The 19,859-nt window shown below is 72.0% G+C and carries 16 protein-coding genes; 9 read left to right on the forward strand and 7 right to left on the reverse strand.

Translation table 11 applies throughout. The features are described 5' to 3' along the window. Positions 1 to 33: 33 nt before the first annotated feature. The 3 genes from gltX to Sdagh_RS12375 form a co-directional block, all read right to left on the reverse strand. A complete protein-coding gene (gltX, locus tag Sdagh_RS12365; RefSeq protein WP_189419744.1) occupies positions 34 to 1,527 on the reverse strand; it encodes a glutamate--tRNA ligase in 1,494 nt (497 codons plus the stop codon). Continuing rightward, complete coding sequence (locus Sdagh_RS12370; protein ID WP_189419746.1) at positions 1,520 to 2,305, reverse strand: fumarylacetoacetate hydrolase family protein; 786 nt, start codon at positions 2,303 to 2,305, stop codon at positions 1,520 to 1,522. Before Sdagh_RS12370 ends, gltX begins: the two co-directional genes overlap by 8 nt. A gap of 105 nt (positions 2,306 to 2,410) precedes the next feature. Further along, positions 2,411 to 2,602, reverse strand: a complete 192-nt coding sequence (locus Sdagh_RS12375; RefSeq protein WP_189419748.1) for a hypothetical protein — start codon at positions 2,600 to 2,602, stop codon at positions 2,411 to 2,413. Between the two features lie 599 nt (positions 2,603 to 3,201). On the opposite strand from Sdagh_RS12375, the gene Sdagh_RS12380 reads away from it, so the two are divergent. From Sdagh_RS12380 to Sdagh_RS12415, 8 genes are all read left to right on the forward strand, one after another. Further along, positions 3,202 to 7,230 (forward strand): sensor histidine kinase, encoded by a 4,029-nt coding sequence (locus Sdagh_RS12380; RefSeq protein ID WP_190077426.1) that lies wholly within the window; start codon positions 3,202 to 3,204, stop codon positions 7,228 to 7,230. A 9-nt stretch (positions 7,231 to 7,239) separates the two neighbouring features. Then, the gene (locus Sdagh_RS12385; protein WP_003973453.1) at positions 7,240 to 7,653 is read left to right on the forward strand and encodes a roadblock/LC7 domain-containing protein; all 414 of its coding nucleotides are present in this window, start codon (positions 7,240 to 7,242) and stop codon (positions 7,651 to 7,653) included. Between the two features lie 111 nt (positions 7,654 to 7,764). Then, positions 7,765 to 8,163, forward strand: a complete 399-nt coding sequence (locus tag Sdagh_RS12390) for a DUF742 domain-containing protein (RefSeq protein ID WP_003973454.1) — start codon at positions 7,765 to 7,767, stop codon at positions 8,161 to 8,163. Then, complete coding sequence (locus Sdagh_RS12395; protein ID WP_189419752.1) at positions 8,144 to 8,719, forward strand: GTP-binding protein; 576 nt, start codon at positions 8,144 to 8,146, stop codon at positions 8,717 to 8,719. The genes Sdagh_RS12390 and Sdagh_RS12395 overlap by 20 nt, the downstream gene beginning before the upstream one ends. Positions 8,720 to 9,114: 395 nt before the next feature. Next, entirely contained in the window at positions 9,115 to 12,366 is a 3,252-nt protein-coding gene (locus Sdagh_RS12400) for a sensor histidine kinase (protein ID WP_190077427.1), read from the forward strand. Between the two features lie 10 nt (positions 12,367 to 12,376). After that, positions 12,377 to 12,790 (forward strand): roadblock/LC7 domain-containing protein, encoded by a 414-nt coding sequence (locus tag Sdagh_RS12405; protein WP_189419756.1) that lies wholly within the window; start codon positions 12,377 to 12,379, stop codon positions 12,788 to 12,790. 94 nt (positions 12,791 to 12,884) lie between these two features. After that, positions 12,885 to 13,454: a DUF742 domain-containing protein gene (locus tag Sdagh_RS12410; protein ID WP_189419758.1), complete on the forward strand. Its 570-nt coding sequence runs from the start codon at positions 12,885 to 12,887 to the stop codon at positions 13,452 to 13,454. Then, positions 13,435 to 14,016, forward strand: a complete 582-nt coding sequence (locus Sdagh_RS12415) for a GTP-binding protein (protein ID WP_030216560.1) — start codon at positions 13,435 to 13,437, stop codon at positions 14,014 to 14,016. The genes Sdagh_RS12410 and Sdagh_RS12415 overlap by 20 nt, the downstream gene beginning before the upstream one ends. Positions 14,017 to 14,131: 115 nt before the next feature. On the opposite strand, the gene Sdagh_RS12420 is transcribed toward Sdagh_RS12415, so the two are convergent. The 3 genes from Sdagh_RS12420 to Sdagh_RS12430 all read right to left on the reverse strand — a co-directional run bounded on the left by Sdagh_RS12420 (position 14,132) and on the right by Sdagh_RS12430 (position 18,428). After that, a complete protein-coding gene (locus tag Sdagh_RS12420; protein ID WP_190011657.1) occupies positions 14,132 to 14,326 on the reverse strand; it encodes an acyl-CoA carboxylase subunit epsilon in 195 nt (64 codons plus the stop codon). An 18-nt stretch (positions 14,327 to 14,344) separates the two neighbouring features. Then, the gene (locus tag Sdagh_RS12425) at positions 14,345 to 15,940 is read right to left on the reverse strand and encodes an acyl-CoA carboxylase subunit beta (RefSeq protein ID WP_189419762.1); all 1,596 of its coding nucleotides are present in this window, start codon (positions 15,938 to 15,940) and stop codon (positions 14,345 to 14,347) included. Between the two features lie 154 nt (positions 15,941 to 16,094). Further along, positions 16,095 to 18,428 carry a polysaccharide lyase 8 family protein gene (locus Sdagh_RS12430; RefSeq protein ID WP_190077428.1) on the reverse strand — a complete coding sequence of 778 codons (2,334 nt, stop codon included), beginning with the start codon at positions 18,426 to 18,428 and terminating at the stop codon, positions 16,095 to 16,097. A gap of 260 nt (positions 18,429 to 18,688) precedes the next feature. Between Sdagh_RS12430 and Sdagh_RS12435 the strand changes: the two genes are divergently transcribed. Then, positions 18,689 to 19,252 carry a YceI family protein gene (locus Sdagh_RS12435; protein WP_189419766.1) on the forward strand — a complete coding sequence of 188 codons (564 nt, stop codon included), beginning with the start codon at positions 18,689 to 18,691 and terminating at the stop codon, positions 19,250 to 19,252. On the opposite strand, the gene Sdagh_RS12440 is transcribed toward Sdagh_RS12435, so the two are convergent. Further along, complete coding sequence (locus Sdagh_RS12440) at positions 19,239 to 19,832, reverse strand: TetR/AcrR family transcriptional regulator (RefSeq protein ID WP_226535074.1); 594 nt, start codon at positions 19,830 to 19,832, stop codon at positions 19,239 to 19,241. The two genes, Sdagh_RS12435 and Sdagh_RS12440, sit on opposite strands and share 14 nt — an antisense overlap. Between the last annotated feature and the right edge of the window lie 27 nt (positions 19,833 to 19,859).

A 19,859-nucleotide genomic window follows, 5' to 3' on the forward strand; every position in this document is an offset into this window, starting at 1 on the left:
AACGTCACGGTGGGCTGCCCCTTGCCGGGCGGGCTACCCGGCCAGTCGCGCGAGCGCCGCGTCGATCCTGGTCAGCGCCTTCTCCTTGCCCAGGACCTCCAGGGACTCGAAGAGCGGCAGGCCGACCGTGCGGCCGGTGACGGCGACGCGGACCGGCGCCTGGGCCTTGCCGAGCTTGAGACCGTGGGCCTCGCCGGCGGCCAGGACGGCTTCCTTGAGGGACTCCGGGGAGCTCCAGTCCGCCGCGTCCAGCTTCTCGCGGGCGGTGCGCAGCAGGGCGTCGGAGCCCTCCTTCATCGCCTTGGTCCAGCTCGCCTCGTCGAAGACCGGCTCAGGGAGGAACAGGAAGTCGACGTTGTCGGTGATCTCGGAGAGCACCTTCAGGCGGGTCTGCGCGTGCGGGGCGATCGCCTGCCACTTGGTCTCGTCGAAGTCCTCCGGGGCCCAGGGGGCGACGGGGGCCTTCAGCCAGGGACGGCAGCGCTCGGCGAAGTCCTTCACCTCCAGCATGCGGATGTGGTCGCCGTTGATCGCCTCGCACTTCTTGAGGTCGAAGCGCGCCGGGTTGGGGTTGACGTCCTTGACGTCGAAGGCGGCGACCATCTCGTCGATGGTGAAGATGTCCTGGTCGGCCGAGAGGGACCAGCCGAGCAGGGAGAGGTAGTTGAGCAGACCCTCGGGGAGGAAGCCGCGCTCCCGGTAGAGGTTCAGGGAGGACTGCGGGTCGCGCTTGGAGAGCTTCTTGTTGCCTTCGCCCATCACGTACGGCAGGTGGCCGAAGGCGGGGATCTCCTTGGCGACGCCCAGCTCGATCAGCGCCTTGTAGAGGGCGATCTGGCGCGGGGTGGAGGAGAGCAGGTCCTCGCCGCGCAGGACGTGGGTGATCTCCATCAGGGCGTCGTCGACCGGGTTGACCAGCGTGTACAGCGGGGCGCCGTTGGCGCGGACGATGCCGTAGTCCGGGACGTTCTCCGGGGTGAAGGTCAGCTCGCCGCGGACCAGGTCGGTGAAGGTGATCGTCTCGTCCGGCATCCGGAAGCGGACGATGGGCGTGCGGCCCTGGGCCTCGTACTCCTCGATCTGCGCGGCGGTGAGGTCGCGGCAGTGGCCGTCGTAGCCGGAGGGCCGGCCGGCGGCGCGGGCGGCCTCGCGGCGGGTGTCCAGCTCCTCCTGGGAGCAGTAGCAGCGGTAGGCGTGGCCGGCGTCCAGGAGCTTCTGGGCGATCTCCTTGTAGAGGTCCATGCGCTGCGACTGGCGGTACGGGGCGTGCGGGCCGCCGACCTCGGGGCCCTCGTCCCAGTCGAAGCCGAGCCAGCGCATGGAGTCCAGGAGCTGGTGGTAGGACTCCTCGCTGTCGCGGGCGGCGTCGGTGTCCTCGATGCGGAACACGAAACGAGCACCGCTGCCCTGGTGGTGGCGCGCGAAGGCCCAGTTGAACAGGGCGGTGCGGACCAGGCCCACGTGGGGGTTACCGGTGGGCGAGGGACAGAAACGGACGCGTACGGGGGAGCCGGGTGCGCTAGCCACGCTTGACAACCTTGTTGGTGAGAGTGCCGATGCCTTCGATGGTGACGGCGACCTCGTCGCCGACGTTCAGGGGGCCGACCCCGGCCGGGGTGCCGGTGAGGATCACGTCGCCGGGGAGCAGGGTCATCGCCTCGGTGACGTTGACGACCAGGTCCTCGATGGAGTGGATCATCTCGCTGGTGCGGCCGAGCTGACGCTGCTGTCCGTTGACGGTGAGCTGGATGGTCAGGTCGGCGGCGCGGGCGAGGTCGATGTCCGTCTCCACCCAGGGGCCCAGCGGGCAGGAGGTGTCGAAGCCCTTGGCGCGGGCCCACTGCTTCTCGCGGCGCTGGACGTCGCGGGCGGTGATGTCGTTGGCGCAGGTGAAGCCGAGGATGACGTCCGCGACCCGGTCGCGCGGGACCTCGCGGCACATGCGGCCGATGACCACGGCCAGTTCGGCCTCGTGGTGCAGCTCCTGCGAGAAGGAGGGGTACTGGATCTGGTCGCCGGAGCCGATGACCGAGGTGGACGGCTTGAAGAAGGCGAACGGCGCGTCCGGCACCTCGTTGCCCAGTTCCCGGGCGTGCTCGGCGTAGTTGCGGCCGAAGGCGACGACCTTGTTGGGGAGCACCGGCGGCAGCAGCCGGACCTTGCTCAGCGGGACCTTCGTGCCGGACAGCTCGAAGTCCGCGAAGGGGATGCCCTTGATGATGTCGAGGACGAGCTGGTCCGGCTGGTCGCCCTCGACCGCGCCGAAGGCGACGTTCCCGTCGATGGAGAACCTGGCGATGCGCACGGGTTGCTTGGCCCCTTGACTGATACGGCTGGAGTCTGACGCTCCAGGCTAACGCGGCAAGGGGGCCGCGCCTCGCGCGGCGCTTCCGCGCCGCGGCGGCGCGTGCTACTCGGCGGGCGCCTTGGCCGAGGCGGGGATCTCCATGAGGATCGTGCGCTTGGGGTTGGCCGTCTGGGCCGGCAGCTCGACGGGGTGCTCCGGGCGCTCCGCCGCCTGCAGTTCGCCGGCGTCCTTCAGGTGGACCAGCGTGGTGCGGCGCGGGTTGGCGATCTTGTGGAACATCATCGTCGTCTTCACGGTCGTACGAGCCTCGTCGGGTGCGGGCGCCGGGCGGGCCGTCGAACGGGCCTCACGGGGGCGCGGGTTGTCGGATTTGCCTTCTCTGTAAAGCCTCAGGCTATGCACGCCATTCCCGGCGGAGCCGTGGAGGACTCATGATCTCCGTGTGAGTTTGCTCACTGAGCAAGGGGCAAAGCGGTCAAAGCAGGCCGGCACCCGGTGACCATGAAACGGACATTGTCCCCTTGAAGCGCCCATTCCGCTCCTGATCATGGCGACTGGGACACCCGTCACGGACCGATGACTCGTGGCCATACGTCCGTTTTGCCACCGAGCACTCTCTACGTCCGGTGATCCGGCCCTCACAAGCTGTCACGCCGGTCACGGGCTGTCCCATGGCCCTTGTTGGAGATCCTGCACTGTGCTGGAATTCCACGGACCGCCGCGGGATCGAGCCGGCACAGGGGGCGCAGCGAAGCGCCGCGTGGCGGCGAGAGGGGGAGCCGGCGCCGGTTACTCACGACCATCAGGGGGCGTATTCAGGGCGCTCCCAAGACGCCGACACCGTGCCCCGCCGTTCACGCGGTGGGGCGCCTGGTCCAGAGGTTGCGACGCTAGTGCAGGGACGTTTCAAGAGGGATGGCAGCGCTTCGGCGGAGCCGGAGCCGCAGGGTGGGACTGGCCCCATGACAGGCAGCTCCTCTCCCCAGCACGCCCAGCACGCCCAAAAGGCTGCCCCGGGCCCGGCCGCGTCCGGTGCCGGCGGCGAGCGCACCGGCCGCGGCGGACCGTCGGCGGCGCCCGCCGCGGAGAGCCAGGCGCCCGCGGCGAAACCGCCCAAGGGGCCGAGCGGGCCGGGGTCGCGCATGGCGCTGCGCAACTGGCGGATCTCCACCCGACTGGTGTCGCTGCTGGCGCTCCCGGTGGTCGCGGCCACCTCACTGGGCGCCCTGCGCATCACCCAGTCCATGGACGACATCCAGCAGCTCGACAACATGAAGCTGCTGACCGAGATGACCGCCCGCGCCACCGAGCTGGCCGCCGCCCTCCAGGAGGAGCGCGACAAGTCCGCCGGTCCGCTGGCGCACCACTCGACCTCCAGCGCGACCGCGGTGAAGGGCGACCGGGAGAAGACCGACCGGGCCCTGGCCACCTTCCTCGACGGCTCCGAGGACATCGACGCGGCGAGCAAGGACGGCAACCTGCTGGGCGTCCGCGACACCGTCGTCGGTCTCGCCAGCCAGCTCAACAACCTGAGCAAGATCCGCAACTCGGCCTACGAGTCGCAGGACAACTCGACGCAGACCGTCGACGCCTACCACCGGCTGATCACCAGCCTCCTGGACCTCTCCCAGGACATGGCCGAGGCGACCAGCAACCCCGACATGATCCAGCGCACCCGCGCGCTGGCCGCGTTCTCCTCCGCCAAGGAGTACGCCTCGGTCCAGCGCGCCGTGATCGCGGCGGCGCTGCCCGCGAGCAACACCACGCCCGGTGACCTCTCCGAGAACGACCGGCTGTACGCCCAGGCGGCGTCCGACAGCCAGGCGTCCGAGCTGCTGAGCTTCACCAGCATCTACGGGGACGACGCGGACGAGCTGCTCCAGCCCATCCAGGAGGGCAACCCGACCATCGAGTCGGCGGACAAGTACGCCGGCCGGGTCCTGGCCCAGCAGGACGCCATCAAGGAGATGGAGAAGCAGTCCTACCAGGACTGGCTGGACGACAGCTCGACCAAGATCGAGCAGATGACCAAGATCGAGCACACGCTGCTCGAGGACATGGAGCAGAAGGCGCGCGAGCTGCGCAGCGAGTCGGAGCGGGAGGCGATCCTCTCCGGCGCGCTGATCCTGATCGTGCTCGGCGTCTCGCTGGTCGGCGCGTTCGTCGTGGCCCGCTCCATGATCCGCTCGCTGCGCCGCCTGGAGGAGACCGCCACCAAAGTCGCCTCCGACCGCCTGCCCGAGCTGGTCAAGCAGCTCTCCGAGTCGGACCCCCAGGACGTGGACACCTCCGTGGAGTCGGTCGGTGTGCACTCCCGGGACGAGATCGGCAAGGTGGCCGCGGCCTTCGACGACGTGCACCGCGAGGCGGTCCGCCTCGCCGCCGAGCAGGCCCTGCTGCGGGGCAACGTCAACGCGATGTTCACCAACCTCTCGCGCCGCTCCCAGGGCCTCATCCAGCGTCAGCTCTCGCTCATCTCCGAACTGGAGTCCCGCGAGGCCGACCCGGACCAGCTCTCCTCGCTGTTCAAGCTGGACCACCTGGCGACGCGTATGCGCCGCAACGGTGAGAACCTCCTCGTCCTCGCCGGTGAGGAGCCCGGCCGGCGCTGGACCCGGCCGGTCCCGCTGGTCGACGTGCTCCGCGCCGCCGCCTCCGAGGTGGAGCAGTACGAGCGGATCGAGCTGGCCTCGGTGCCGACCACCGAGGTGGCCGGCCGGGTCGTCAACGACCTCGTGCACCTGCTCGCCGAGCTGCTGGAGAACGCGACCTCGTTCTCCTCCCCGCAGACCAAGGTCAAGGTCACCGGTCACGCGCTGCCCGACGGCCGGGTCCTGATCGAGATCCACGACACCGGCATCGGCCTCTCCCCCGAGGACCTCGCGGCGATCAACGAGCGGCTGGCCTCGCCGCCGACCGTGGACGTCTCCGTCTCCCGTCGCATGGGCCTGTTCGTGGTCGGCCGGCTGTCGCAGCGGCACGGCATCCGCATCCAGCTCCGCCCGTCCGACTCCGGTGGTACGACCGCGCTGGTCATGCTGCCCGTCGATGTCGCCCAGGGCGGCCGCAAGCCGCAGGGCAAGCCCGGTCAGCCCGGCGTGGGCGGTCCCGCCGCCGCGCAGGCCGCGGCCGGTGCCGCGGCGGCCCGGCGGACGGGCGGTGGTCAGGGCGGTCCCGGCGGCGGCGTGCCCGGCGCGGGTGCCCCCGGTGCCGGACGGCTCGCCACCGGAGCGGGCCCGCGGGCCGCGCTCCCCGGCCGGGACGGCGGACGCCCCGGCGGGCCGGGCGGCTCCGGCGCTCCGGTCGGCGCGCGCGGACCGCAGTCCCCCCAGCCCCAGCAGTCCCCGCAGCCCCAGTCCCCGCAGGGCCGTCCGGCCCCGGCGGGCGCGGGTGCCGGCCAGGTGCCGGGCGCCCCGCAGGGCCTCCAGGCCGCGGGCCTCGACGCGCCGCAGGGCCAGGACGTCTTCGGCGGCGGCCGCCCCTCCCCCGAGGACGGGCAGAACCGCCAGCAGGGGCCGGCGGCCCCGCAGCGCGGGCACCGCAAGGGCGGCTCCGGCGGCGACGCCGGACAGGGCCGTCGTCCGCAGCTGCCGCCACGCGGCGGACCCCGGGCCGAGCTGCCCGGCGGCACCCCGCAGCCCCGCGTGCCGAGCTGGAGCGACGAGAACGCCCGGCCGGCCGTGGACCGCGCCTCGCTGGACGCCCCGCGCGGCCACGAGGAGCCGGACGTCGCCCGGACCGCGCCGGTCCCCCGCGTCGACGACCGGCAGGGCCCGGCGGCGACCGCCGAGATGCCGGTGATCGGCCGGTTCGACGAGCGCGAGAACCCCGCCACCACCTCCGAGTTCGCCCGCCCCGACTTCGACGCCCCCGGGGACCGCTTCGGCCGCCCCGGCGGCCAGAACGGGGCCCAGGACAACGGCGGCTTCGTCCGGTCCGACGTCTTCGGCACGCCGGCCGCTCCGGCCGACCAGGGCCGGTACGCCCCGGCGCAGGGTTACGACGACGGCTCCACCGGGCAGCACGGTCTGCCGGGCCGCCCCCAGGAGCCGGCCGGGTACGACCAGCGGGGCCAGGCGGGTCCCGGTCACTACGACCAGCAGGGCCAGGCCGGCACCGGCCGGTACGACCAGCGCGACCCCTCCGGCACCGGTCAGTACCCGGTCCCCGCCGGCCAGTACGACCAGCGGGGCCAGGCCCCCGAGGACGCGTACGCGTCCCAGGGCTACGACCGCCAGGACCTGTCCCGGCCGGGCCAGTACGACCAGCGGGACCCCTCCGGCACCGGTCAGTACCCGGCGCCCGCCGGCCAGTACGACCAGCAGGGCCAGGCCGGTCCCGGCGCCTACGACCGCCAGAACCCGGCCGCGACCGGCCAGTTCGAGCGGCCGCAGCCCGGCGGCGACTTCGGCGGCCCGCTGCCGCAGCGCGCCGCGCGCCAGGAACCGGAGGCGCTGCCCCCGGCCACCGGCCCGGGTGACGGCCGTACGCCGCTGTTCGACACGCTGGAGACCAACTGGTTCCGCGGGGAACGGCGGGAGCGGCTGCGGGCCGAGGCCGCCGAGGCGCCGGAGCAGCGGCAGTCCCCGGAGGCGCCGCAGCCCGCGGCCCCCCAGCGTCCCGTCGCCTCTTCCTGGCGCAGCTCGCCCAACGACGAGCTGGTCCGGCAGGCCGAGCGTGTCCGGCAGCCGGCCGCGGGCGGCATCACCACCTCCGGCCTGCCGCGCCGGGTGCCCCGGGCGAACCTCGTCCCGGGCACGGCTCAGCAGCAGACTCACCAGAGCGGTCCGCAGGTCTCGCGCGCACCCGACGAGGTACGCGGCCGGCTGACCAATCTCCGTCGGGGTATCGCACAGGGCCGTCAGGCGGGAAGCGGCCAGACCGGCAACTTCCCGAGGCCCACTCACCAGCAGGAGCGTTAGTTGAGCCCGATGAGCCAGGCGGCACAGAACCTCAACTGGTTGATCACGAATTTCGTGGACAACACCCCCGGGGTGTCCCACACCGTCGTCGTGTCCGCCGACGGACTCCTTCTGGCGATGTCCGAAGGCTTCCCGCGCGACCGCGCCGACCAGCTCGCGGCCGTCGCCTCGGGGCTGACCTCACTCACGGCCGGGGCCTCCCGGATCTTCGAGGGCGGCAACGTGGCGCAGACGGTCGTGGAGATGGAACGCGGGTTCCTCTTCCTCATGTCCGTCTCGGACGGCTCGTCCCTGGCGGTGCTCGCCCACCCGGAGTGCGACATCGGCCTGGTCGGCTACGAGATGGCGCTCCTGGTCGACCGCGCGGGCGCGGTACTCACCCCCGACCTGCGCGCCGAACTCCAAGGAAGTCTGCTCCACTGATCGGCCCCGGCACCACCCGTCTCACCAAATCACCGTCCGGCCGCCACAATCCCCCCACCGGCCACCCCAGACGGCTTGACTTATCGACATGCCGCCCCGCCCGGAGGACCCATGACCCCGCCCACCGCCTCTCATGATCCGTACGCGGAACCGTACGAGGACGAGGGCGACCAGCCGCTGGTACGTCCGTACGCGATGACCGGCGGCCGGACCCGGCCCCGCTATCAGCTCGCCATCGAGGCGCTGATCAGCACGACGGCCGACCCGGCAGCGCTGATGGGGCTGCTCCCGGAGCACCAGCGCATCTGCCACCTGTGCCGTGAGGTCAAGTCGGTGGCCGAGGTGTCGGCCCTGCTGGCCATGCCGCTGGGCGTCGCCAGGATCCTGGTCGCCGACCTCGCGGAGGCGGGCCTGGTCGCCATCCATCAGCCGGGCGGCGACGAGAACAACGGCGGCGCGCCGGACGTGACACTGCTCGAAAGGGTGCTCAGTGGACTTCGCAAGCTCTGACGGGGGTCGGGCGACGACCTCCGCCAAGATCGTGGTGGCCGGCGGCTTCGGCGTGGGCAAGACCACGTTCGTCGGCGCCGTCTCCGAGATCAACCCGCTGCGCACCGAGGCCGTCATGACGTCCGCCAGCGCGGGCATCGACGACCTGACCCACACCGGGGACAAGACGACCACCACGGTCGCCATGGACTTCGGCCGCATCACCCTCGACCAGGACCTGATCCTCTACCTCTTCGGCACGCCCGGCCAGGACCGCTTCTGGTTCATGTGGGACGACCTCGTGCGCGGCGCCATCGGCGCGGTGGTGCTGGTCGACACCCGCCGGCTCGCCGACTGCTTCCCGGCCGTCGACTACTTCGAGAACAGCGGGCTCCCCTTCGTCGTGGCCCTCAACGGGTTCGACGGGCAGCAGCCGTACCAGCCCGACGAGGTGCGCGAGGCCCTCCAGATCGGGCCCGACACCCCGATCATCACGACCGACGCCCGGCACCGGGCGGACGCCAAGTCCGCGCTGATCACCCTGGTCGAGCACGCGCTGATGGCCCGGTTGCGGTAACGATCAAGTCGACAACGGCATACGGAAGTTGCCGTAGGCCCGCTGGAGCCGGTTGTGTCCTTGCACACGACCGGCTCCGGCGTTCATAACGTTTCGGCAGAGGAATCGGGTGACACGGCCACGCGTCGCGCACATCCGGTCTCACTGTGCGCACGAACGTTCCGGCTTTTGACGCCCCTCGCTCTTTATGACCGTTTTATCTGGGGCTTACATCACAGGTAATCGTCCCGTCACACTGTTTGGAAGAGCGCTGGTCGTCGTGCTGGAATGCCAGAACTGCCCAATGGTCATGGACGTACTCATCAGTAATACGTACGTGATGAGTAGGAGACGTACTGGGTTCTGAGACGATGCGGCACGAGTCAGGTGCCGACCGCCGAGAGGTTGTTGGTCGAGTGAGGCGAAGCAAGAACAGTCCCGAGCCGTCGTCGGCCCGGGGCAACTTCACCCCGCCGCCGCGCACAGCGGCGCCCGCCCCCGTGCCCGGTCCGCACCCCACGCCCGCCCCGGCGCCGAGCGGCGGCCGGCTCTCGCCCCGCAACTGGCGGGTGCGCACGCGCCTCAACGCCATCCTGCTCATACCCGTCCTGGTCGGCCTCGTGATGGGCGGCTTCCAGGTGAAGGGCTCGATCGACACCTGGCAGGACGCCGAGGACGCCGAGAGCACCGCGAAGCTGGTCCAGTCCTCCCTCACCTACGCCAACGCCCTCTACAACGAGCGGGACGTCTCCGCCGCCCCGCTGCTCCAGGGCAAGGACGACGACGAGGCCGTCACCGAGGCGCGCAAGGCCACCGACCGGGCGGCCGACACCTTCGACACGGCGGCCCGGAACATGCCGGCCAAGGCGGGGCTCGAACGCCGGCTGGAGCAGTTCCGCGAGGTCGAGCCCGACCTCCAGACGCTGCGCGCCGCGGCGTACACCGCCAAGCTCAAGGGCGTGCAGACCGAGGAGGGCTACGTCGCCGTCGCCCACCCGCTGATGGAGTTCGCCAACGAACTCGGCCTGGGCACCGGCAACATCACCTCCTACGGCCGTACCGTCTACGCGATCGGCCTGACCAAGGCGTCGCTCTCGCTGGAACGCTCCATCGGTATGCACATGCTGACCAAGCCGGGCCCGGAGCCCAGCCACCTGGCCAGCCAGCGCGTCGCGCTCTCCTCCTACGCCTACCTGGAGAAGATCGCCGTCGAGGAGTACATCGGCGGCGGCACCGAGGCGGACGCCAAGAAGCTGGAGGACGCCGAGGCGCGGATCACGGCGGACGGCGCGGCGCTCGCCAAGGAGGCCGCGGCCAAGGACCCGGACTACGTGGCACCGCCGACCGACCCGACCACGATGGTCTCCGAGCTGGCCCAGCTCGACTCCACCGACGCCTCGGCCCGCGCCGCCCTCGCCCAGCAGGGCATCACGCCGGCCAACTGGTGGGCGGTGAACACCCTCAAGTTCGACGCCTACCGCGCGATCGAGTCGGACATGGCCGACAAGGCCGTGAGCGAGGCGTCCGCCATCGCCGACGACGCCGAGCAGGACGCCTACATCACCGGCGCCATCGTGGTGATCGCGCTGCTCGCCGCGTTCATCCTGGCCGGCATGGTCGCCCGGCAGATGAGCCGCAACATGCGCCAGCTGCGCAACGCGGCCTTCGGAGTCGCCGAGCAGCGGCTGCCGATGCTGGTCGACCAGCTCTCCCGTACCGACCCCGGCCGTGTCGACACCCGTGTGACGCCCATCCCGATCACCACCACCGACGAGATCGGCGAGGTCGCCCGCGCCTTCGACCAGGTGCACCGCGAGGCGGTCCGGCTCGCCTCCGAGCAGGCCCTGCTGCGGGGCAACATCAACGCGATCTTCACCAACCTCTCGCGCCGCAACCAGTCGCTGATCGAGGGCCAGCTGACCCTCATCACCGACCTGGAGAACAACGAGGCCGACCCGGACCAGCTGGAGAGCCTCTTCCGCCTGGACCACCTGGCGACCCGCATGCGGCGCAACGGCGAGAACCTCCTCGTCCTCGCCGGCGAGGAGCCCGGCCGCCGCTGGGACCAGCCGGTCCCGCTGGTCGACGTGCTGCGCGCCGCCTCCTCCGAGGTGGAGCAGTACGAGCGCATCGAGCTGTCCGGGGTGCCGGAGGCCGAGATCCACGGCCGCGCCGTCACCGACCTCGTCCACCTGCTGGCCGAGCTGCTGGAGAACGCCACCACGTTCTCCTCCCCGCAGACCAAGGTCCGGGTCACCGCGACCCGGCTGCCCGACGGCCGCGTGATGATCGAGATCCACGACAAGGGCATCGGTCTGACCGCCGAGGACTTCGCCGACATCAACCACAAGCTGGCCAACCCGCCGACCGTGGACGCCGCGATCTCCCAGCGCATGGGCCTGTTCGTGGTCGGCCGGCTCTCCGACCGGCACGGCATCCGGGTCCAGCTCCGCCCCTCCGGCGAGCAGGCCGGCACCACCTCGCTGGTCATGCTCCCGGACGCCATCACGCACGGCGGCGGCGGCGAGACCCCGGTGCAGCGCGACGACTTCACCGTCTCGCAGATCATCCCCGAGCAGCAGTTCCAGGGCGAGAACTTCGGCGGGCAGCAGCAACAGCCGCTGCGCACCGCCGCCGAGCTGGGCTTCGACGACAGCCGGTACGCGGAGGTCCCCGACGACATCCGCGGCCTGGACCCGGTCGGCCGCTCCCTGATGCGCGAGGAGCGCCGCGCCGCACGGGAGTCCCAGGCCCAGCCCGGCACCGGGCAGCAGCCCGCCGACGGCCAGCCGGCGCCGTACCAGGACCCGTACGCGGGGGCGCGGCAGGGGTACGACCAGGGCTACCCGCAGGGGTACGACCAGGGTTACGACCAGCAGAGCCAGCAGACCCAGCAGACGCCGTACCCCGGCCAGGAGCAGCCCGCGTACGACCCGGCCCAGCAGCCGGCGGCGTACGGCGAGGGGTACTACGCGCCGGACGGCGGTCTGCCGCAGGGCGACGCCTACGGCACCTCCCCCGACGCCGGTTACCCGCAGGCCGGGTACACGGAGGCCGGTCTGCCGGAGCGTCCGGTGCGCGGCGGCGGGGTCCAGGACGACTGGCCGCGGCAGGACGGCTACCAGAACGGCTACCCGGCCCAGTACCCTGCTCAGACCCCCGATGCGCAGCCCGCGCAGGCCACCGACGTGGGCGAAGCCGACCGCGTAGGCTTCGACCGTCCGGGGCCGGCTCCGTCCGCCGCCCACGAGCTGACCGACGCCGGGCTCCCGCGCCGCGGTTCCGCCGCGGGCGGCGCGCACCGCGCGTCCCCGGAGTCGCCGGCGTCCGCCCCCGAGGGCGAGGGCCGCGGCGAGGGCAGCTGGCGGTCGGCCAACGACGAGCGCTGGCAGCAGGCTTCGCGGCTGAAGCAGCCGAAGGCGGGCGGGGTGACCTCCTCGGGCCTGCCGCGGCGGGTGCCGAAGGCCAACCTGGTCGAGGGAGCCGCCGAGACCACCCCTCAGGGAGGCCCCCAGGTCTCCCGCGCCCCGGAGGATGTCCGGGGCAGGCTGAGCAACCTGCGGCGCGGCGTCGAGCGAGGCCGCAACGCGGGCAGTGAAACGAACAACGGCCAGGCCCCGGGGACCCGTCCCGGTGGTCCTGACAGCACCTACGACCAGGAGCGTTAGTGTGAGCCCGATGAGCCAGGCGGCACAGAACCTGAACTGGTTGATCACCAACTTCGTGGACAACACCCCGGGGGTGTCCCACACGGTGGTGGTCTCCGCCGACGGACTCCTTCTGGCGATGTCCGAAGGCTTCCCGCGCGACCGCGCCGACCAGCTCGCGGCCGTCGCCTCCGGCCTGACCTCGCTGACCGCGGGTGCGTCGCGCATCTTCGAGGGCGGCCACGTGAACCAGACGGTTGTGGAGATGGAGCGGGGATTCCTCTTCATCATGTCCATTTCCGACGGTTCCTCGCTCGCGGTTCTCGCACACCCCGAAGCGGACATCGGTCTCATTGGGTACGAGATGGCCCTGCTGGTCGACCGTGCCGGTACGGTCCTGACACCGGACCTGCGCGCCGAGCTTCAGGGGAGCCTTCTCAACTAACGGGCAGACGGTGCGTTTTGGCGTCCCGGGGCCGTAAGGTTTCGGGACGCGGCTCCACAGCGTCGGGTGCCAGGCACAGTCGGAGGAGGAGAAAGTGGCAACACCCCCAGGCGGTCCGTCATCGGGCAACTGGTCGTACGGCCCCGCACAGGGCCACGGCGACGGTGCGAACCCGTACGGCTTCCCCTCCACGCCCAGCCACCGGCAGCCGTACGCGCCGCAGGGCCCCGGCCCTTCGCCGTACGACCAGCCGCAGGCCCCGCGCATCCAGCCCGTGCAGCCGCAGCGCCGCGCCCCTGAGCCCGCGCCCGCAGGGGCGGCGAACAACCCCCTGGTGCGTCCGTACGCCATGACCGGCGGCCGGACCCGCCCCCGCTACCAGCTCGCCATCGAGGCGCTGGTGCACACCACCGCGCAGCCGCACCAGATGCAGGGCCAGTTGCCCGAGCATCAGCGGATCTGCCAACTCTGCCGGGAGATCAAGTCGGTGGCCGAGATCTCGGCCCTGCTGACCATCCCTCTCGGTGTGGCCAGGATTCTCGTCGCCGACTTGGCGGAGGCGGGACTGGTCGCCATCCATCAGCCCGGCGGCGACGAAAGCGCCGGCGGCCAGCCAGACGTGACACTGCTCGAAAGGGTGCTCAGTGGACTTCGCAAGCTCTAGCGGAGGGCCTTCCCGCTCCACCACGTCCGCGAAGATCGTGGTGGCAGGCGGCTTCGGCGTGGGCAAGACCACGTTCGTCGGCGCCGTCTCGGAGATCAACCCGCTGCGCACCGAGGCCGTCATGACATCCGCGTCAGCGGGGATCGACGACCTCACCCACACCGGGGACAAGACGACCACCACGGTCGCCATGGACTTCGGCCGCATCACCCTCGACCAGGACCTGATCCTCTACCTCTTCGGCACGCCCGGCCAGGACCGCTTCTGGTTCATGTGGGACGACCTCGTGCGCGGCGCCATCGGCGCGATCGTGCTGGTCGACACGCGGCGGCTGGCGGACTGCTTCCCGGCGGTCGACTACTTCGAGAACAGCGGGCTGCCGTTCGTGATCGCGCTGAACGGGTTCGACGGGCAGCAGCCGTACCAGCCCGACGAGGTGCGCGAGGCCCTCCAGATCGGGCCCGACACCCCGATCATCACGACCGACGCCCGGCACCGGGCGGACGCCAAGTCCGCGCTGATCACCCTGGTCGAGCACGCGCTGATGGCGCGGTTGCGGTAGGTCTCCGGGTGCGGGTGGGCTGTGGCCGGTCGCGCAGTTCCCCCGCGCCCCTGGGGACGCTCCCCTGAGGGCATGACGAAGGGCCCCTCCTCGGCGGAGGGGCCCTTCGTCGTACTCAGCGCCAGCTGTGCGGGGCGCGGAAGCCCGGCTCTCGTTCCAGGCGGCGCCAGTGGGCTCGGACGCTGCCGCCGCGGGACGGCGCGCTCTCGGTGGGGTGGGCCGCCGCGCGGGCCATCAGGACGGCCGTGATGGCGGCGACTTCCTCGGGCCCGGCATGGCCCTTCTCGACACGGATGTCAGGCATGGACATACGTCAGGCTCCTCGGGGTCACTGCGGGGGGTTGCCGTGCTTGCGGGAGGGCAGGTCGGCGTGCTTGGTCTGGAGCATGGCCAGCGAGCTGACGAGCACCTCGCGGGTCTCCGCGGGGTCGATCACGTCGTCCACGAGGCCGCGCTCGGCCGCGTAGTACGGATGCATCAACTCGGACTTGTACTCCTTGACCATCTTCTGCCGCATCGCCTCGGGGTCCTCCGCCGTGGCGATCTGCCGCCGGAAGATGACGCCCGCGGCGCCCTCCGCGCCCATGACGGCGATCTCGTTGGTCGGCCAGGCGTAGGTCAGGTCGGCGCCGATCGACTGGGAGTCCATGACGATGTAGGCACCTCCGTACGCCTTGCGCAGGATCAGGGAGATCCGCGGCACGGTGGCGTTGCAGTACGCGTACAGCAGCTTCGCTCCGTGCCGGATGATCCCGCCGTGCTCCTGGTCGACGCCCGGAAGGAAGCCGGGGACGTCCAGGAAGGTGACGATCGGGATGTTAAAAGCGTCACACATCTGGACGAAACGCGCAGCTTTTTCGCTGGCCTCGATGTCCAGGACGCCGGCCAGCACCTGCGGCTGGTTGGCGACGATGCCGACGACCTGGCCGTCGAGGCGGGCCAGCGCGCAGATGATGTTGCGTGCCCAGCGCTCGTGGACCTCCAGGTACTCGCCGTCGTCGACGATCTCCTCGATGACCTTGGTCATGTCGTACGGCCGGTTGCCGTCCGCCGGGACCAGGTCGAGCAGGACGTCGGAGCGCCGGTCGACGGGATCGGCGGACTCGGTGCGCGGCGGGTTCTCCCGGTTGTTCTGCGGGAGGAGGGAGAGGAGGTAGCGGACCTCGGCGAGGCAGGTCTCCTCGTCGTCGTAGGCGAAGTGGCAGACGCCCGAGGTCTCGGCGTGCACGTCCGCGCCGCCCAGGCCGTTCTGGGTGATCTCCTCGCCCGTCACCGCCTTGACCACGTCCGGGCCGGTGATGAACATCTGCGAGGTGTCGCGGACCATGAACACGAAGTCGGTGAGGGCGGGGCTGTAGGCCGCGCCGCCCGCGCAGGGGCCGAGCATCACGCTGATCTGCGGGATGACGCCGGACGCCTTGGTGTTGCGCTGGAAGATGCCGCCGTACCCGGCGAGGGCGGAGACGCCCTCCTGGATGCGGGCGCCGGCGCCGTCGTTCAGGGAGACCAGGGGCGCGCCGGCCGCGATGGCCATGTCCATGATCTTGTGGATCTTGGTGGCGTGAGCCTCGCCGAGCGCGCCGCCGAAGATCCGGAAGTCGTGCGCGTAGACGAAGACCGTGCGGCCCTCGACCGTCCCCCAGCCGGTGATCACGCCGTCCGTGTGGGGCCGCTTCGCCTCCAGGCCGAAGCCGGTCGCCCGGTGCCGGCGCAGCTGCTCGACCTCGCGGAAGGTGCCCGGGTCCAGCAGCAGGTCGATCCGCTCGCGTGCCGTCAGCTTGCCCTTGGCGTGCTGCGCCGCCGTGGCCTTCTCGCTCGGTCCGGCCAGCGCCCGCGCACGGATCTCGTGCAGCTCCGCCACCCGGCCGCGCGCGTCCGCGGGCTCGCCCGTCGACTCACCCGGCGCCTCATCCAAAACGGTCATGTAGTGACCTTACGAAGCGCGCCGAGGAAAGCACGCCGTCGACTCCTCACAGTCTCGGACGGGTTTTCCTGGTGCTCTTGAACAGAACCGGCAGGGCATGCAGCCGTTTCGACTGCTCAGGGGGGCACCTTGTTGTAGGGGTCGCACAAAGGCGTCACCTGAGAGTCATCTCACATCCGTGCGGTGCGCATACCGTCCCCGGAGTGACGCGCAGCCGCAGACGGCGGCCCGTGGCGAGGATCTCCACCGTCTCGTCGGCCCGGACGGGGGCGCCCACCGGGTGGTCCCAGACGATGTCCAGGGGTTCGCCCGTACGGGTCGGTTCGCCGATGTGGAAGGTGACCGTACGGCCCCGGCGGCGGACCAGCACGCTCGCCCCGGCGCCGGCGGTGAGCGGTCCCACCGTACCGGCCCGCCAGAAGGTGGCCGCGGTCAGGCCCAGCGCGGGGACGCTCACGGCCTGGCAGGCGGCGTCGTTGGCGAGGACCGTCAGGCCGGGCCGGCCGGCGGCGCGGCGGGCGACGTCCGCGCGGCCGGCGCCGGGCAGCAGGACGTAGGCGTAGGTGGCGCCGGCCGGGTCGGTGCCGTGGTCCAGCCAGAGGGTCTGCCAGCGGCGGGTGCGGCGCTCGGGGGAGCCGGTGCCGATGTCGGACCAGGCGCCGGTGCGGTCCTCGCGCAGGGTGTGCAGCGCGGCCCCGTCCAGGACGAGCCAGCCGCCGTGACCCTCCAGGTGCGCCCAGCCGGGGCCCCGGGTGAGGGCGGCGGTGCCGTCCGCGCCGAGGTTGCGGTTGTCGACGACCGTCTCGACGGGGACGCCGTCGGCGCAGGTGATCCCGGCGCCGAGGCAGACCACGGTGTCGTCCAGGAAGAACCAGGACTTGCGGGCGTCGAGGGTGGAGCCGAGGCCCTTCAGATGCTGCCCGACGGCCGCGTACTCCCCGTCGGTGGTGCCGCCGACCCACCGGACGTCGGGCTTGGGCTCGCCCCACTCGCCGCCCGCCCGGTCGGCGAGGCGGCGGGTGGAGACCGTGGTGCCGGGGAGGCGGTACCAGTCGACGGTGGGCCAGTACCAGTCGGTGTACTGGGCGGCCTGGGCGGCCTGGCCGCCGTGGCGCCCGGTGGGCCACCAGGAGAGCCAGCCGGCGCCGGTGTGCCAGCCGCGCGGGTTCTCGCCGTTGCCGCACTCGTAGTGGGCGATGCGGTCGCTGGCCATGGAGAGCGCGGCGGTGAAGCGGGGGCGGCGGTGGACCGCCCGGTCCATGCCGGGGAAGAGGCGGTGGCCGAGGGGTTCGGGCGCGGGGTCGCCGGGAGTGTCCGCGACGGCGCGCAGCCGGGCCAGGTCGGCGACGGTGAACTGGGGCGCGGTGAGGACCGGGGAGACGGTGTCCCGGGCGATCCAGCCCTTGATCAGCGCGTGCCAGCGGTCCCGCCCGGCCGGGCTCGCGGCGCCCGCGAGGACGGCGATCGCGGCGATGAGCTGCTGCCCGTGGTAGTGGTCGCCGCGCAGGACGGCCCCGTCGCCGGTGGACAGGCCCCGGCTGATGGCCCGTCCGCTGACGCAGTCGACGACCAGTCCGTCGTGGATCAGCGGCGCCCAGGCGTGCTCGACGCTGTCGAGGACGATCTGCCGGTTCGGGTCGCGCACCTCCCACGCGGACCCGGCGAGCAGGGTGAGCAGCCGGCCGAGCCCGTCGAGCAGGACCTGCCCGTACGTCCCCGAGTACGCGACCCAGGTGTGCTGCACGAACGAGCCGTCCGCGTGGAGGCCGTCGCCCTCGGTGACGTACGGGAAGACCGGGGAGAGGGCGTCGCGGGCCAGGGCGATCTTCTGCGGGGCGCGGCCGAGGATGCCGCGCAGGGCGACCGAGCGGCACAGGTCGACGCGGTTGGCGCCGGTGGAGGTGCCGGTGTACTCCCCCAGCATGGCGTCCGGCACGAAGTGGTCGACGGCCGCGCAGGCGGCGGCGATCCGGTCGGCGCCGAGGTGGTCGTGGAGGGCGGCGGTGACGTCGGTGAGCAGGCGGGGGCTGCCGATCTGCCATTCCCACCAGTTGCCGTACCGGGTGGTGCCGGGGTGGTAGACGGTGGCGGCGAGGTGGTCGAGGCCGCGCAGGACGCCCGCGAGGAGCGTGCCGTCGCCGGTGGAGCCGGTGCCCGGCTGGACGTACGCCTGGGCCATGGTCCACAGCCGGCCGTAGCTCGCGGTGATCCCGGCGGGCGGGTCGAAGGGGTGGCCGGGCCAGAGCGAGGCGGGGCCGGGGGCCATGCCGGCCAGGTGCGCGCGGGCGCGGGCGCCGGTCTCGGCGAGGCGGCCGGCGTACGGCTCGGCGGCGGGGTCGTAGCCGGTGCCGAGGGCGAGGTCGAGCCAGCGCCGGCGCAGGGCGTCGTAGGGGTCGCCGTCCGCGGCCCGCGCGCGGGCGGCGGGCACCGCGGTGAGGGCGGCAGCGAGGAGGAGGGCGCGGCGGGAGGGGGCGGACGGCGGGGTCATGGGATGCCGTCTACCAGCTCCCCCGCGGCCGGGGAAGGTGACGCGTCGGCCCGGTGCACGGGCACCCTCGGATGCCCCGGCGTGCGCCGGGCGGCGGTACGGCGGGCGACATCCGACTCCACCGGAGTGAATCACGGCGCGATGTCCCGCCCCCGGTCTTGGAATCGGGGCGGAATAGGTCTACGGTCATCACCGTTAGAGGTCATTGAAGATTCAACGAAGGGACGGCGCGAGCCGCCCCCGTCCCCGAGGAGACTCCCATGAGCACGCCCACGAACCCGCAGCTCGCCGCCCTGACCGGCGACTACACCCTCGACCCGGCGCACACCACCATCGGCTTCGTCGCGCGGCACGCCATGGTCACCAACGTGAAGGGGCAGTTCCGCGAGTTCAGCGGATCGCTGCACCTGGACGGTTCGGACCCGGCCAAATCCACCGCCACCCTGGACGTGACGATGGACAGCATCGACACCGGCAACGCCGACCGCGACGGCCACCTCAAGAGCGCCGACTTCTTCAAGACGGACGAGTTCCCGACGATGACCTTCCGCTCCACCTCGGCGGAGTCCCTCGGCGGCGACGACTACCGGATCACCGGCGACCTGACGGTCCTCGGCACCACCCGGCCGCTCTCCATCGACCTGGAGTTCAACGGCGCCGCCAAGGACCCCTTCGGCAACGACCGCGTGGGCTTCGAGGGCAAGGCCGAGATCAAGCGCTCCGAGTGGGGCCTGACCTGGAACGCGGCCCTGGAGACGGGTGGCGTGCTGGTCTCCGACAAGATCAAGCTGGTCTTCGACATCTCCGCGATCAAGAACGCCTGACGCCGCCGAGCAGCGCCCGCGCCTGGTCGCGGGCGGCTGCGAACGGGTCGGGGAACATCCCCAGGCCGTGCGCCACCAACGCGCCCTCGTGCAGCAGCATGAGGGCGCGCGCCGTGCTGTCCGCGTCCTCGGCGCCGGCTTCCCGCACGAGCCCGGTGAACAGCTCCAGCATCCACGTCTTCTGCGCGGCGATGACCGCGTACGCGGGGTGGCCGGGGTCGCTGATCTCGGCATGGGCGTTGACCATGGCGCACCCCTTCGCCCCGAACTCCCCGGACCACTGCCGGGAGGCGTCGAAGACGGCGAGCACCCGCGCCTCCGCCGCCGGCCGCTCCAGCCGCTCCAGCCGCTCGGCGAGGAACGCCCGCCACCGCCCGTCCCGCCCGGCGAGGTACTCGACCACGATCTGCTCCTTCGACCCGAACCGGTCGTAGAGCGTCTTCTTCGTCACCCCGGCCTCGGCCGCGATCAGGTCCACGCCCACCGCATGGATGCCGTGCGCGTAGAACAGCCGCTCGGCGGCCTCGACCACCCGCCGCGCCCCCGGCGTCATCCGCACCCGCCCACCAGTCAGCTCCATGTCCCCAAGTATACCGATCTGTATAGT

Origin of the sequence: Streptomyces daghestanicus, from assembly GCF_020521275.1 — a bacterium.
GTDB classification, from domain to species: domain Bacteria; phylum Actinomycetota; class Actinomycetes; order Streptomycetales; family Streptomycetaceae; genus Streptomyces; species Streptomyces griseoviridis.

Coding starts and splice junctions, on each gene's coding strand:
- Sdagh_RS12385 (WP_003973453.1), top strand. CDS start 7,240: ATGAGCCAGGCGGCACAGAACCTCAACTGGTTGATCACGAATTTCGTG.
- Sdagh_RS12390 (WP_003973454.1), top strand. CDS start 7,765: ATGACCCCGCCCACCGCCTCTCATGATCCGTACGCGGAACCGTACGAG.
- Sdagh_RS12405 (WP_189419756.1), top strand. CDS start 12,377: ATGAGCCAGGCGGCACAGAACCTGAACTGGTTGATCACCAACTTCGTG.
- Sdagh_RS12420 (WP_190011657.1), bottom strand. CDS start 14,326: ATGTCCATGCCTGACATCCGTGTCGAGAAGGGCCATGCCGGGCCCGAG.
- Sdagh_RS12425 (WP_189419762.1), bottom strand. CDS start 15,940: ATGACCGTTTTGGATGAGGCGCCGGGTGAGTCGACGGGCGAGCCCGCG.
- Sdagh_RS12430 (WP_190077428.1), bottom strand. CDS start 18,428: ATGACCCCGCCGTCCGCCCCCTCCCGCCGCGCCCTCCTCCTCGCTGCC.
- Sdagh_RS12435 (WP_189419766.1), top strand. CDS start 18,689: ATGAGCACGCCCACGAACCCGCAGCTCGCCGCCCTGACCGGCGACTAC.
- Sdagh_RS12440 (WP_226535074.1), bottom strand. CDS start 19,832: ATGGAGCTGACTGGTGGGCGGGTGCGGATGACGCCGGGGGCGCGGCGG.